Source organism: Sulfurisphaera javensis (assembly GCF_041154675.1).
Classification (GTDB): Archaea; Thermoproteota; Thermoprotei_A; order Sulfolobales; family Sulfolobaceae; genus Sulfurisphaera; species Sulfurisphaera javensis.
The window spans coordinates 1250371-1263574 of sequence record NZ_AP031322.1; the positions used below are offsets into that span (position 1 = coordinate 1250371).

The 13204-nt window shown below is 32.5% G+C and carries 21 protein-coding genes and 1 tRNA gene; 15 read left to right on the forward strand and 7 right to left on the reverse strand.

What is annotated here, in order from left to right:
- Positions 1-24: 24 nt before the first annotated feature.
- Positions 25-162: a putative integrase gene (locus ACAM25_RS06775; RefSeq protein WP_369611628.1), complete on the forward strand. Its 138-nt coding sequence runs from the start codon at positions 25-27 to the stop codon at positions 160-162.
- A gap of 651 nt (positions 163-813) precedes the next feature.
- Here the strand turns inward: ACAM25_RS06775 and ACAM25_RS06780 are convergent.
- Positions 814-903: transfer RNA gene (locus ACAM25_RS06780), tRNA-Glu, on the reverse strand.
- A gap of 57 nt (positions 904-960) precedes the next feature.
- Complete coding sequence (locus ACAM25_RS06785) at positions 961-1236, reverse strand: DUF131 domain-containing protein (protein ID WP_369611538.1); 276 nt, start codon at positions 1234-1236, stop codon at positions 961-963.
- Positions 1237-1377: 141 nt separating this feature from the next.
- Between ACAM25_RS06785 and ACAM25_RS06790 the strand changes: the two genes are divergently transcribed.
- Entirely contained in the window at positions 1378-2304 is a 927-nt protein-coding gene (locus ACAM25_RS06790; protein WP_369611539.1) for a transcription initiation factor IIB, read from the forward strand.
- A gap of 39 nt (positions 2305-2343) precedes the next feature.
- Here ACAM25_RS06790 and yciH read toward each other — a convergent pair whose 3' ends face one another.
- Positions 2344-2646 (reverse strand): stress response translation initiation inhibitor YciH, encoded by a 303-nt coding sequence (gene yciH, locus ACAM25_RS06795; protein WP_369611540.1) that lies wholly within the window; start codon positions 2644-2646, stop codon positions 2344-2346.
- Between the two features lie 85 nt (positions 2647-2731).
- Between yciH and ACAM25_RS06800 the strand changes: the two genes are divergently transcribed.
- Complete coding sequence (locus tag ACAM25_RS06800; RefSeq protein ID WP_369611541.1) at positions 2732-2878, forward strand: DNA-directed RNA polymerase subunit P; 147 nt, start codon at positions 2732-2734, stop codon at positions 2876-2878.
- Here ACAM25_RS06800 and speB read toward each other — a convergent pair.
- Entirely contained in the window at positions 2865-3752 is an 888-nt protein-coding gene (speB, locus tag ACAM25_RS06805; RefSeq protein WP_369611542.1) for an agmatinase, read from the reverse strand. The two genes, ACAM25_RS06800 and speB, sit on opposite strands and share 14 nt — an antisense overlap.
- A gap of 41 nt (positions 3753-3793) precedes the next feature.
- Between speB and glyS the strand changes: the two genes are divergently transcribed.
- From glyS to ACAM25_RS06835, 6 genes are all read left to right on the forward strand, one after another.
- Complete coding sequence (glyS, locus tag ACAM25_RS06810) at positions 3794-5509, forward strand: glycine--tRNA ligase (protein WP_369611543.1); 1716 nt, start codon at positions 3794-3796, stop codon at positions 5507-5509.
- Complete coding sequence (locus ACAM25_RS06815) at positions 5496-5852, forward strand: hypothetical protein (RefSeq protein ID WP_369611544.1); 357 nt, start codon at positions 5496-5498, stop codon at positions 5850-5852. Before glyS ends, ACAM25_RS06815 begins: the two co-directional genes overlap by 14 nt.
- Positions 5849-6247 (forward strand): hypothetical protein, encoded by a 399-nt coding sequence (locus ACAM25_RS06820; RefSeq protein ID WP_369611545.1) that lies wholly within the window; start codon positions 5849-5851, stop codon positions 6245-6247. The genes ACAM25_RS06815 and ACAM25_RS06820 overlap by 4 nt, the downstream gene beginning before the upstream one ends.
- A 24-nt stretch (positions 6248-6271) precedes the next feature.
- On the forward strand, positions 6272-6901 hold the full coding sequence (locus ACAM25_RS06825) for a DUF47 family protein (RefSeq protein ID WP_369611546.1): 630 nt from the start codon (positions 6272-6274) through the stop codon (positions 6899-6901).
- A gap of 5 nt (positions 6902-6906) precedes the next feature.
- On the forward strand, positions 6907-7449 hold the full coding sequence (gene endA / locus ACAM25_RS06830; protein ID WP_369611547.1) for a tRNA-intron lyase: 543 nt from the start codon (positions 6907-6909) through the stop codon (positions 7447-7449).
- Between the two features lie 101 nt (positions 7450-7550).
- Positions 7551-7880, forward strand: coding sequence for a hypothetical protein (locus ACAM25_RS06835; protein ID WP_369611629.1), 330 nt, complete (start codon positions 7551-7553; stop codon positions 7878-7880).
- Here the strand turns inward: ACAM25_RS06835 and ACAM25_RS06840 are convergent.
- Complete coding sequence (locus ACAM25_RS06840; protein ID WP_369611548.1) at positions 7843-8481, reverse strand: UbiX family flavin prenyltransferase; 639 nt, start codon at positions 8479-8481, stop codon at positions 7843-7845. The two genes, ACAM25_RS06835 and ACAM25_RS06840, sit on opposite strands and share 38 nt — an antisense overlap.
- Positions 8427-8633, reverse strand: coding sequence for a TRASH domain-containing protein (locus ACAM25_RS06845; protein WP_369611549.1), 207 nt, complete (start codon positions 8631-8633; stop codon positions 8427-8429). Before ACAM25_RS06845 ends, ACAM25_RS06840 begins: the two co-directional genes overlap by 55 nt.
- 78 nt (positions 8634-8711) lie before the next feature.
- On the opposite strand from ACAM25_RS06845, the gene ACAM25_RS06850 reads away from it, so the two are divergent.
- Genes ACAM25_RS06850 through ACAM25_RS06875 form a run of 6 tightly spaced genes read left to right on the forward strand, consistent with a single transcriptional unit; the run spans position 8712 to position 12238 of the window.
- Positions 8712-9512: a sulfide-dependent adenosine diphosphate thiazole synthase gene (locus tag ACAM25_RS06850; RefSeq protein ID WP_369611550.1), complete on the forward strand. Its 801-nt coding sequence runs from the start codon at positions 8712-8714 to the stop codon at positions 9510-9512.
- Positions 9513-9538: 26 nt separating this feature from the next.
- On the forward strand, positions 9539-9901 hold the full coding sequence (locus ACAM25_RS06855; RefSeq protein ID WP_369611551.1) for a 30S ribosomal protein S24e: 363 nt from the start codon (positions 9539-9541) through the stop codon (positions 9899-9901).
- Positions 9873-10073, forward strand: a complete 201-nt coding sequence (locus tag ACAM25_RS06860; RefSeq protein WP_369611552.1) for a 30S ribosomal protein S27ae — start codon at positions 9873-9875, stop codon at positions 10071-10073. Before ACAM25_RS06855 ends, ACAM25_RS06860 begins: the two co-directional genes overlap by 29 nt.
- Positions 10070-11062, forward strand: coding sequence for a KEOPS complex N(6)-L-threonylcarbamoyladenine synthase Kae1 (kae1, locus tag ACAM25_RS06865; RefSeq protein WP_369611553.1), 993 nt, complete (start codon positions 10070-10072; stop codon positions 11060-11062). The genes ACAM25_RS06860 and kae1 overlap by 4 nt, the downstream gene beginning before the upstream one ends.
- On the forward strand, positions 11053-11709 hold the full coding sequence (locus ACAM25_RS06870) for a Kae1-associated kinase Bud32 (RefSeq protein WP_369611554.1): 657 nt from the start codon (positions 11053-11055) through the stop codon (positions 11707-11709). The genes kae1 and ACAM25_RS06870 overlap by 10 nt, the downstream gene beginning before the upstream one ends.
- Positions 11669-12238 (forward strand): XTP/dITP diphosphatase, encoded by a 570-nt coding sequence (locus ACAM25_RS06875; protein WP_369611555.1) that lies wholly within the window; start codon positions 11669-11671, stop codon positions 12236-12238. Before ACAM25_RS06870 ends, ACAM25_RS06875 begins: the two co-directional genes overlap by 41 nt.
- Here ACAM25_RS06875 and ACAM25_RS06880 read toward each other — a convergent pair.
- Complete coding sequence (locus tag ACAM25_RS06880) at positions 12222-13199, reverse strand: aldo/keto reductase (RefSeq protein WP_369611556.1); 978 nt, start codon at positions 13197-13199, stop codon at positions 12222-12224. The genes ACAM25_RS06875 and ACAM25_RS06880 overlap by 17 nt on opposite strands.
- Positions 13200-13204: the final 5 nt, after the last annotated feature.

Here is a 13204-nt window from a genome sequence, read left to right on the forward strand (position 1 = left end):
AATGGTGATGTGAAGTAAACTTATATCGGTCCTTTAGATAAGATTGTCGAATTATATCACAAATTCAAAATGGAGGTTGAAGGTGGACATAGTCCTTCAATGCTGCGACCGAGATTTAATCCGGGCCACGAGCTCGAGAGGCTAGAAAATGTTTCAGAATAAACATGGAAATTAACGTAAAATGTTTCATGTTTCAAAGAAAATAGATTGAAAGTATAACAGAAACTTAGAATAAAATTTTATCACAATGTAATACTTGTTTATTTCAAATTTGCTTCCCAATAAGCTGAAACAAATAGTATGGAAAGCAACATAGTTAAGCTTATTTTAGTATAAGGAGAGAGAACTAAGGGGGTATGGGGTGGCCTCTGACCCTCTGTCTCAGTTGCCGGGTGCCGGGTAACTCATCATCCCCTACCCCCGTTTCTAATTCAGAATTTTGAGGATTTAAACCTTTATGTTTTTATTTCTATTCTATTAATATCGCATTAGAAATAATATTGTAAAAAATATGAAAAGAAGGCCTTTAGGCTAGGATGAATGCTTACAAAGTTCAAAAAACGCTATCAAAAAATGATGTAGTATAAATACAGCAAACATGGGAAGGGGTCTCTGCCTCCAGACTGCCCCTCAGATGAGACATTAAACTTGAATTAATGAGGGAACCTTTGCTTTATGCGGAAAAATCAGATCAATTAGCATACTAAATCACTTTACTTATAAGAAAGTGAGGCTGTTCCAAAATAAGGATTGATGTTTCATTTACGGCTTTATAAAGAGAATGTAAAACCTTTCAATTTAATACAAAATTAGTGCCGCGGCCGGGATTTGAACCCGGGCCACGGGCTTGAGAGGCCCGCATACTTTCGGTGCACGTGCTTGACCGGGCTATACTACCGCGGCGTTATAATATAGTCTTCTTATCCTAAAAAATTTAAGCTTGAAGAAATGGAATTTATGTTAATAGCTGGATCCGCGACTTTTTTGGTTAAATATCCATGGTAATATGAAAAATATTATTGCAATTATTGTAAATATTATGCCAAATGTAAATAAATATGGTAATTGAGAAGAATTACCAGCTCCTATTATTATTGGAAATGGTCCAATAAATATTACTCCAGTAAACCCTCCACTTGTAGTAGTTTGTGATATAGGTATATTGCTAATCGAAGCTAAAGTTAAAATAATAATACCAAGAAAGAGTAATCCTATGCCAGCATAAACTAGTTTCATAATATCTTATTTGTAGTGTGACTTTTAACTTTTATTCGAATAAATTTCATTGAAACATATTTAGAGAAAAGTTTATATACCAGTGAAGGGTAAAATTTTTAATTGGGTTTTAAAACTTTATGCCCCCTTCTAGGTGGTTCTATGTCAGAAACTAATAAATCTCAAGCTTCTGCAACTCCTTGTCCTCCTGATAAAATAGTTTTTGATGAGGAAAGAGGAGAATATATTTGTACAGAAACTGGTGAAGTAATAGAAGAGAGAGCTATTGATCAAGGGCCTGAATGGAGAGCTTTTACACCAGAGGAAAAAGAGAAGAGGAGCAGAGTTGGTGGTCCTCTTAATCAAACTATACATGATATGGGTATATCTACTGTAATTGACTGGAAAGATAAAGATGCTATGGGTAGGACTTTAGACCCTAAGAGAAGATTAGAGGTATTAAGATGGAGAAAGTGGCAAATTAGGGCTAGGATTCAATCTTCAATTGATAGAAACTTAGCTCAAGCTATGAATGAATTAGAGAGAATAGGGAACTTATTAAACTTACCTAAAGCTGTAAAAGATGAAGCAGCTTTAATATATAGGAAGGCGGTGGAGAAGGGATTAGTGAGAGGAAGAAGCATTGAGAGTGTGGTTGCTGCTTCAATATATGCAGCATGTAGAAGGATGAAGATGGCTAGAACTTTAGATGAAATTGCTCAATTTACTAAAGCTAATAGGAAAGAGGTCGCTAGATGTTATAGGTTAATATTGAGAGAACTTGATATAGAAGTACCAGTGAGTGATCCTAAGGATTATGTAACTAGAATTGGTAGCCTATTAGGCTTAAGTGGAGCTACAATGAAGATGGCTATTGATATTATAGAAAAAGCTAAAAGTTCTGGTTTGACTGCTGGTAAAGACCCAGCTGGATTAGCTGCTGCTGCAATTTATATTGCTGCATTACTTAACGATGAAAGAAGGACTCAAAAAGAGATTGCACAAATTGCTGGTGTTACTGAAGTAACAGTTAGAAACAGATACAAGGAATTAACACAAGAATTAAAGATTCAAATTCCAAATCAATAAAAGTTTTGTCTTTATTTTTCTTTTTTCCTTTTCTTTTCATTACTCTATTATTATTATATTAGATTCTGGATACCCCATTTTCATTAATAGTTCTTTTACTTTTTCTCTATGATCTCCTTGTAACTCTATTTTCCCATTTTTAACAGTGCCACCAGCAGCTAATTTTGATTTGAGTTCAGAAGCTATTTTCTTTAATTCCATGTCAGAACCAGATAAACCTTCTATTATAGTTACTTCTTTTCCATATCTTCTTTTTTCTACCTTTATTTTTATGAATTGTTCTTCTTTATTTAGTTGTTCACATATTTCTGGTGGTAAACCTCCACAAAGATTATCAGACATTCTCAAAAATTCATATTGTATTAGGGATTTTTCAACTTTTCTGTTAACAGTTAGGTTTTTAACTATGTTGTTTTTATTGTGTTTTATGGCAAGGTATAGATGTGGAAAGTGCTGGAAAGAATTTGATGATGAACAATTGAGAGCTTTACCGGGTGTTAGATGTCCATATTGTGGATATAAAATAATTTATATGGTAAGGAAACCAACAATTAAGGTTGTTAAAGCGATCTAGCCTTATATATTTGTGCTGCTGTTTCTAGTATTATTCTTGCTGCTAAAACAGAAGTTATTCCAGTAGGGTCATATGGTGGAGAAACTTCTACTACATCAAATCCTATGACTCTTTTATCTATGACTAATGAGATTATATCTAAAACTGTAGATGGATCTAATCCTTCTGGTTCTGGTGTAGCTACTCCAGGAGCGTATGAAGGATCTATTCCATCCATATCATATGTTATATAGATTTTTTCACATTCTCTGAAATTATTTACTATTTTTTGTGCTGTCTCTCTCACTCCCATTAACTTTATTTGATGTGGTGTTATGTATGCTATACCATTTCTGTTAGCATATTCTATTTCTTCTCTGGATATTGCTCTAGTCCCAATTTCCATTATTTTGATTCCTTGCTCCGATATCCGTCTCATTACACATGCGTGATCATATCTATAACCCATATATTCTTCTCTTAGGTCGAGATGTGCATCTATGCTTAATACACAATCGGGTTTAATTCCTCTTGTAGTTCCTACAGTTATTGAATGTTCTCCACCTATACTAATGACTATTTTTCCTTTTTCAGCAAAATAGCTTGTTACATCTGATATTCTTTTTATATTTTCTTCGACGTCTGAGGGGTGCATTACAACATCTCCAACATCGTTAAATCCTATTTCTCCCATATCAATTCCAGTCCTTATTGAATAAAATTCTATATATTGTGCATATTCTCTTATAGTTGAAGGTGCAAATCTAGACCCTGGTCTAAAACTACTTGTTATATCTAGTGGTAAACCTATTATTACAAATGGTGATGTAGGTTTATTGAAGCCTGCAAATAATCTGCTATTTTCATTCAAATATAATAATCTACTGTCTGACATGAGAGTAGAAATTTTTAATCTCGTTTATATGCTTATCTCGTATGAGTGAGAAGTTAATAGAATTGGCAAAAAGAAGAGGAATCTTTTGGCCGTCTTATGAGATTTATGGTGGCGTGGCTGGACTTTACGATATAGGTCCTATAGGTGTTAGAATTAAAAACAAGATAGTTGAATTATGGAGAAAATTCTTTGTTTATGATAATTCTGATTTTGTAGTAGAAGTTGAAACGCCAGTTATAACGCCTTATAAAGTTTTAGAAGCCAGTGGACATGTTGAAAACTTTACTGATCCAATAGTAGAATGTACAAAATGCCATAAGATATATAGGGCTGATCACTTGATAGAGGAAATAGCTAAAATTAACGTTGAGGGTTTGTCTCCTTCAGAATTAGATAGAATAATTAGAGAAAAAGGCATTAAGTGTCCAGCCTGTGGTGGAGAGCTTAGTGAAGTAAGGCTATTTAACTTACTTTTTAGTACCAACATTGGTCCATATAGTGGAAATCAAGGGTTTTTAAGACCAGAGACAGCACAAGGTATGTTTACTTCATTTAAGAGGGTTTACGAAGCTTTTAGGCAGAAATTACCAATTGGTATTGCTCAAGTAGGGAGAGTTGCTAGAAATGAGATTTCACCTAGGCAAGGGTTAATACGAATGAGAGAATTTACGATAATGGAATTAGAGTTCTTCTTCGATCCAGAAAGCAATGTAAATCCGCCTTTAGAAAAGTTTGGAAATATGAAGTTAAATATTCTTAGGGGGGAGGATAAAGTAAAAGGGGAGAAGCCTAAAGAATATTCGATTCAAGAGTTACTTGAAGAAAAAATTGTTTTAAATCCATGGATGTTATACTGGATGGCTACAGCTACAAAATTTGTTTCTGCACTTGGAATAAATTCATATTACTTTGAGGAAAAATTACCTCATGAAAGGGCTCATTATTCTAAACAAACATTTGATCAAATTGCTGTAATAGGGGAGGAGAAGGTCGAAATATCTGGTCATGCCTATAGAACTGATTATGATTTAAGCAGGCACATGAAGTATAGTGGGCAAGATATGACAATATTTAAGAAATATGAAAGTCCTAAAATTATAAAGAAGAAAGTGGTAGTAATAAATAAAGATAAACTTAATAAAGAAGATAAAGAGTTCGTAAAGAATCTTATGACTTTTATAAATTCTAAGAGGCCAGAAGAAATAGAAGAACTTATTAATAAAGGAGAAAAAGTAGATGGTAAAAACATTGGAGATTATGTTAAGATATTAGAGAGGGAAGAAAAGGTCGTTGGTGAGAAGATTATACCTCATGTCGTGGAACCCTCCTTTGGCGTAGAGAGATGTTTATATTTAACTCTTCTTAATGCATATAGAGAAAAAGACAATAGAATTATATTATCTTTACCTAAATATATAGCACCTTACGAAGTAGCTGTCTTTCCTCTCTTAGAGAAAGAAGAGTTAATAAAGAAGGCCAAGGAAGTTTACGAAATTGTGAGAGAGAAGTTTGACGCAATTTTTGATGATTCTGGAAGTATTGGGAAAAGGTATGCAAGAGCTGATGAAATAGGTATTCCATATTCTATTACAATAGATCCTCAAACTTTAGCTGATAATACTATTACTATTAGGGATAGAGATAGTTGGCAACAAATAAGAGTTAGTATTAATGAGATTATATCAGCATTAGATAGGTTATTCAAAGGTGAAGAGTTTAATAAGGTAGGTAAGCTAATTAATAATGAAAATGAGTAAGGAGGAAAAAGAAGAGGAAAAGAAAATTGATGTCAAATCTTTAGTAAATATCATACCACCAGCGTCATCACTAAAGAAAAGTAAAGCTCCTCCTAAAGAAAAAAGAGTGAAAATGAGGAAAAGGCCGGATGTAGATCAGGGCATTATTTTAATTTCTAACAAGTTGGCTAATGAGTTAGGAATAACTGAAGAGGTTGAAGTTTCTGTAAAAGGAAGAAGAGCAAAGTTTAAGGTTATAATTCAAGATGGTTTACCAGAGACTGAAATATATGGAAATGAGGCTGATATGATTAAACTTGGTCTTGAAGATAATAGTACTGTTAGTGTGAGGGCCTCTAAATGAATGAAAATGATATTGAGATAGGTAGAGTATTATTACAATTTGATCAAGTAATTGAAGAACATAATTCATACTTAGAAGAGCTAGAGAATTTAGTAGAATTGCCAGAAATAGAGACAGAGAGATTATCTAGGCTTTTAAGAAGAATGAGGAAAACTAGAAAACAGATATTAGGAGGGATAAGTAGTATTGTCGAACATATCAAAAATTCTAATGATCCAAAACTAAAGGAAGAAGCTTTAGGAATTATGAACTATTTTTACGTCGTAGGAATTAATGATGAGGAAAGAGCCTTAAGGAAAGTAATGGAGATTGAAATGAGTTTGAAGGAAGATATTGAAAAAGATATTGAAATGTTAGAAAAAATAAGGTCATTAGTAATGCAATTTATTTATTAACCATTACTCATCTTTCTAACATAGATGAGTGTTCCAGAACTGAATATTGAAGAGCAAATACAAAATATACTTAATAACATTCTTGACCAACTAAGATTATTATATCAACAATTTAATGAAAATGAAGTTAATCATATGCAGATATATTCTAAGATTGATGGCTTGAAGTCAGTTGTAGAAGATTCTAAATATAAAGCTGGTGAATATATAATAAAGGTGAAAGAAGGAATAGAAACTGCCAGCTTATACTTAGATATATTAAATTACATAGAAAAAGTTGCACAGAATTTAAGTGCTGTTTCCTATAGATACTCTGTTCTTCAAAGCAGAATTAAAATAGAGGATAAAATATTACATTCACTTTTAGTAAGTATGATAGAGAAATTAATTGCTGCTACAAGTAGTGCATTAGAATCCTTTAGATTGCTTTCTCTTAATGCGAAGAAATCTGCAGAAAAAGCTAGAAATATAATTAAAATAGAAGAAGAAGTTGATGATTTATATAGGAATTTTGAGTTAAAGTTATTTGAGAAAGAGAATGAGTTAGCATTTATGATGCTGACAAAAGATATAGGGGATAGGTTAGAGGATTGTGCTGATTTACTTAGGGATGCTGCAAATAACATGCTTTATATCAGTTATTTAAGGGAATGAAATAGATGATAGGAGAACTTCTAAAAGATAAAATTATTATAAAAAACATTGAAGATGCAAGAAAAATTTATAAACTAGGATATTATGGAAAGCCACTAGGTATTTCTAAGCCTAAGTCAGCAGAAGAAGTTAATAGCGAATTAATTCTATCACTTATAGAAGGATTATATTTAACTAAAAAAGGAATTTTAGATGTAACATATAACGGTGAAAAGCTGGATTTTCAGAAGTTATATGATATAGGAATAAAGCAGATTCCAAGATTTAGAATTCTTTATACTGTTTATGAAGATCTAAGGGAGAAGGGGTATGTTGTAAGATCTGGGATTAAATATGGAGCAGATTTTGCTGTTTATACAGTAGGTCCTGGAATAGAACATGCTCCTTATCTTTTAATAGCTTTAGATGAAAATTCAGAAATAACTTCTAATGAAATATTAGGCTTTGGTAGAGTTTCACATAGTACAAGAAAAGAGTTAATATTAGGTATTGTTAATTTAAACACTGGTAAGATAAGATACATAATGTTTAAATGGTTGAAGATGTAATATGATTATAGGCTTCATAAAAATTGGGTGATAAGTAATTGAACCCTAGAGACGGCAACTTTAGACAAAAACCCAGTTTTACTGCTGACGAACCTAAGCCCATGCCATTAGGTGATAAATGTAACTATTTATGCCCATATTTTAGATGTAATAAAAAGGCATTAAACATACAGAAGAAATACATCAAAGGAACTCCTCAAAAAATAGGCTACTGTATGTGGGTAGGAGATGTATGTATTACTGGAGATTGTCAATATGCTTATTGTGAAAAGAGAGCTCTATTGCCCGGGAATAAATGTGCTTTTGCTATAAAGAGAACTGAAAATGGGGAAGATATGGAAAAAGAGTTAAAGAAAGAAGAGGAATACGATAGCAAAATGAAAGATATATTATCTAAGAGATTTGGTCACAAGGGATACGATTTACTGTAACACTATTCCAATGTTTATATAAGGAATTAGGAATTTTTAGTAAATCAAGGATTTTTCCTACTATGAAGTTGATAAGGTCGTTTATGTTCTGAGGATTATGATAAAATCCTGGAGATGCAGGCATTATTATTCCGCCTGCTCTAGAAACTTTTAATGCATTTATCAGCTCTATTGTACCTAAAGGAGTCTCTCTAATAACCAGAATTAGTGTTTTTCTAACTCTAAGAAAATTTAAAGCTGATCTAGAAAGTAAATTTGAAGCTATTCCATTTGCTATTTCTGCTAATGTTTTTATGCTACATGGCACTATAACCATGCCCTCAGTTTCTACTATATGGCTTGAACTAGAAGGTGGTGCTTCTATCTGATCTTCCTCATAAACAACAGAATTTAATCCATTAAAGAAAGATTCTAAATCTATTCCACATTCTACTTTTGCTACCTTCTTTGCTTCTTTACTTAAAATAACTTCTGTATGGTAACCCAATTCATTTAATATTTTAATTGTTCTTATTCCATAAATTACACCACTCGCCCCGCTTATTCCTATAATAACTGTCCCTTTCTTGTCCCTACTTTCTGTTCTTGCCTTCTCATCCACTCTCTCACCCAATTATTATAGCATTGCTTACTACAAAAAACCCAAGGTTTATTATTGCAACAAGTTTTTACTACAATAGGATTTTCCTTTATTATTTTTCCGCACCAACTGCAATGAAGCTGATTTACTTTCGTATCTAGTTGAAAAGGCATGAGGGTATATTTGTGTTATTAAATAAATAGATTTTTCATAAAAATGCTATATTAGCTACTTTATAACTAACTTAATTCATGGATTCAAACTCAATAAAGGTAAAACAAGTAGATGAGGTTAAGATAAGTAAGTATATTTTAAGATATACATTTCAAGATTGGGAGAACATAGTAGAAAGCGATGTTGTTATTGTAGGCGCAGGACCGTCTGGAATGACTGCTGCATATTATCTTGCTAAAGCTGGATTAAAGACTGTAGTTTTTGAACGTAGACTAAGTTTTGGTGGTGGAATAGGAGGAGGAGCAATGCTATTTCACAAAATAGTTATTGAAAGCCCAGCAGACGAAGTTCTAAAAGAAATGAACATTCGATTAACAAAAGTTGAAGATGGTGTATATATTGTAGATTCAGCTGAATTTATGGCCAAGCTAGCAACTGCAGCCATAGATGCTGGAGCAAAAATATTACATGGTGTAACTGTAGACGATGTAATATTTAGAGAGAATCCATTAAGAGTTGCTGGAGTAGCAGTTGAATGGACAGCTACTCAAATGGCAGGATTACATGTTGATCCCTTGTTCATATCAGCTAAAGCAGTAGTAGATGCTACTGGTCATGATGCTGAAGTAATATCAGTAGCTGCTAGAAAAATACCTGAGTTAAATATTGTTATTCCCGGAGAGAAATCAGCATATAGTGAAATTGCTGAGGAATTAACTGTAGAAAATACTGGAATGGTTGCACCTGGTTTATATGCTACTGGAATGGCTGTAACTGAAGTAAGAGGTTTACCGAGAATGGGACCAATATTTGGTGCTATGGTTTTATCAGGGAAGAGGGTTGCTGAAATAATTATAAAAGATCTCCGTTACTCTTAAAGCCTATAATTATATTTTTTACTTCGATGAGTGAAGTACAACAAACAAAAATTAAGATTTCAGATAAAGCTGAAGGAATAGTAGAAAGAGATGTTAAAAATAATGCGATAGGTAGAAGAGAATTATATATTAAGGTTTTTCATATAGGTAGTGGGACTGTTTCAAGAAAAGATGTGATTAAGGCAATAGCTTCTGCCTTTGGTGCTCAAGAGGATCTTATAGTAATCAAGAAAATCCATACAGTTTATGGTGCTGGAATAAGTTACGTTAGAGCTAATGTATACAATGATAAGAAAACTTTACAAGAATTCGAACCTCAATATTTAATAGGTAGAGATACTGGACAAAAAGTAAAGAAAGGTGGTAAAGGTGCCCAAAAACAAGGATGAAAGCCAAAAAGCAATAGTTAGAACTTATTACGTCATAGAAGGCGATAAGATAAAGTTAAAGAATAAAAAATGTCCTAGATGTGGCAGTATAATGGCGCATCATCTCAAGCCTGTAGAGCGTTGGGCATGCGGAAAATGTGGTTATACCGAGTTTATAGGTAAAGGGAAATGATTGTTTTAGGTATTGAGTCTACTGCACATACTTTTGGTGTGGGTATAGTTTCTGATTCTCCTTTATCTATATTAGCAAATGAAAGAGATACTTTTGTTCCAAAACAAGGGGGTATGAAACCTAGTGATTTAGGTAGGCATCATGCTGAAGTAGCCCCAGTAATAATAAGTAAAGCTTTAGAAAAAGCAAAATTACGGATAGAAGATATAGATTATATAGCAGTTTCTTTAGGCCCTGGAATAGGTCCAGCTTTAAGAGTTGGAGCAACTATAGCTAGAGCTTTAGCCTTAAAATATAAGAAAAGTCTTGTTCCAGTTAATCATGGTATTGCTCATATCGAGATAGGTAGATTTACAACTAAAGCTGAAGATCCTTTGATACTTTACTTATCAGGTGGAAATACTATAATATCGACTTACATAGATGGAAGATATAGAGTTTTTGGGGAAACTTTAGATATAGCCTTAGGTAACATGTTAGATACATTTGTTAGAGAAGTGGGTCTTGCTCCTCCATACGTGGTTAATGGTGTTCATCAAATAGATATATGTGCAGATAAAGGGGGAAAATTCATTGACTTGCCATATGTAGTAAAAGGGCAAGACATGTCGTATAGTGGTTTATTGACAGCCTCTTTAAGAGCTGTAAAAAACAATAAGCTTGAAGATGTTTGTTATAGTTTAAGAGAAGTTGCATTTGATATGCTTTTAGAGGCGACTGAAAGAGCATTAGCTTTGACTGGTAAGAAAGAGATTTTAGTAGTTGGTGGCGTAGCAGCAAGTGGTAGTTTAAAAAATAAGTTATATAATCTTGCTAAGGACTGGAATGTTGAAGTAAAAATAGTGCCACCAGAATATTCTGGAGATAATGGGGCTATGATAGCATATACTGGATTACTTGAAGCCAAGCATGGTGTAACTATACCAATTGAAAAATCTATAATTAGACCTAGATGGAGAGTTGATCATGTGGATGTAGTATGGAGATAATAAGAGAAATAAAGAGAGGTGCAGAATCGATAATTTATGAAGGTTATTTTGCTGGCATTCATTCTATATTTAAAAAGAGAATTTCAAAATCGTATAGGGATAAACAACTTGATGAGAAAATAAATAGTGAAAGAACTAAGTTGGAAGCTAAACTTATGTTTTCAGCAATGAAGAATGATATCAATGTACCAGCTATATTATTAGTTGACCCTTTTGAATATTTAATTGCAATGGAGTATATTGAAGGATTTCCCATAAAAGATATGATACCAAAATTGAAAGATAGATTATTAGCAATTGGTGAAAACATAGGGGAGATTGCTGGGAAGCTTCATAAAATTGGGATTTCTCATGGTGATTTTACAACTAATAACTTAATATATACTCTTAATGGAGAAATATTTCTTATTGATTTTGGATTAGCTAAGAGAAGTGATGATATTGAAGATTTTGCCACCGATGTACACGTTTTTTTAAGGAGCCTAGAAAGTGTTCATTATGAATATAAGGACGTGATTTTTAAAGGATTTGAGAGAGGCTATTCAAGATTTAGAGATTTTGATAAGATTATGAATAAGGTTAAAGAAATAAGAATGAGAGGGAGATATGTTGAAGAACGTAGAAATAAGCGTGGTAACATCAAATGAAAACAAGTTTAGAGAGTTAGCAGAGTTAGCCAAGGAATATAATATAAAACTAAGATGGATTAATTTACCTAAAGTTGAGATTCAAGCTGATTCTTTAGAAGAGATAGTAAGAAATTCTGCAATCATTGCTTATAACATGATTAAATCTCCTTTAATAATGGAAGATAGCGGATTATTTATTGAAGCGTTAAATAATTTCCCTGGTCCTTACACAAACTATGTAAGAAGAACCATAGGATTAGAAGGAATACTAAAAATAATGCAAGGGATAGAAAATAGGAATGCCTATTTTATGACAGCTATTTGTTATATTGACGATAAGATAGTGAAAGTTTTCACTGGAAAGATAAATGGCAGGATTTCATATAGTATTAGAGGAGACAAAGGATTTGGGTTTGATCCTATATTTATTCCAGAAGGAGAAGATAGAACTTTTGGGGAGATGAACTTAGAAGAAAAAAATAAATATTCTCATAGGGGGAAAGCATTCAAGGAGTTTGTAAAATTTTATCTTACTTATATCTCTTAGTTTCTTCGATACTTTCATTATTTAACTCTGAAAAATGAGTTATTGAGTATTCATAAAGATATTTATAATCTTCATCTGTCAAGTCCGGTAATTTTTCTACTTGGATATATTCTTCTAATTCTTTGAGGCTTGATATATTAGGAAGAACAGAAGTTACTTTACTGTTATATAAGATGAATTTTAAAGCTAGTTGTGATAATTTTATCCCCTTACTTTTTGCATATTCTAAAAGGGGTTTAGATAGCTCTACAGCTTTTTTGATCCAGTTAATATCTTTTAAGCTTCTATGAAGTTTTGGATTATTAAAAATAGGCCATTTTTCCTCTATTAATGCATCTGACGCATGGGGTACTCTTACAAAATGTGCTATATCAAAATTTAAGAAATCGATTCCAGGTTTTAACTCTATTATATTATAAATATATTCTAAGCTTTCATATCCCATTTTTATTGCTTCTAATCCTTCTTCTCCCCATCCTAGAGTAGGACCTAGTGCAACTCCAATTACTCTAACTTTTCCATCTTTCTTTAAACTATATAAAAAATCAAGAACTTCCTTATTTTTAATAATTTGCATCTTAGGATTATGAATCATTAAGATATCAATGTAATCAGTGTTTAATCTTTCTAAGCTCTTCTTAAATGCAAAGTCTAAGTAATCTAAGTCAAATCTCTGAATAGCTCTATTATTTATTTTATTATAGAAATCATATCCTATTTTAGTCAAGATTACAATTCTATCACGTTTCGTATTGAATACTTTTGACAAAATAGTTTCTCCTAGTCCTTCTCCATATATGTCAGCTGTATCAAAGAAATTAATACCATTTTCGTAAGCTTTTCTAAGAATATCTTCTGCTTTATTAACTTCAGCCCCCCACCAATCAGTGACAAGGCTCCAAACTCCTATACCAATTTCAGATACTTCAATGTTAGTATGATTTATTTTTCTTAGTTTCATGTAAT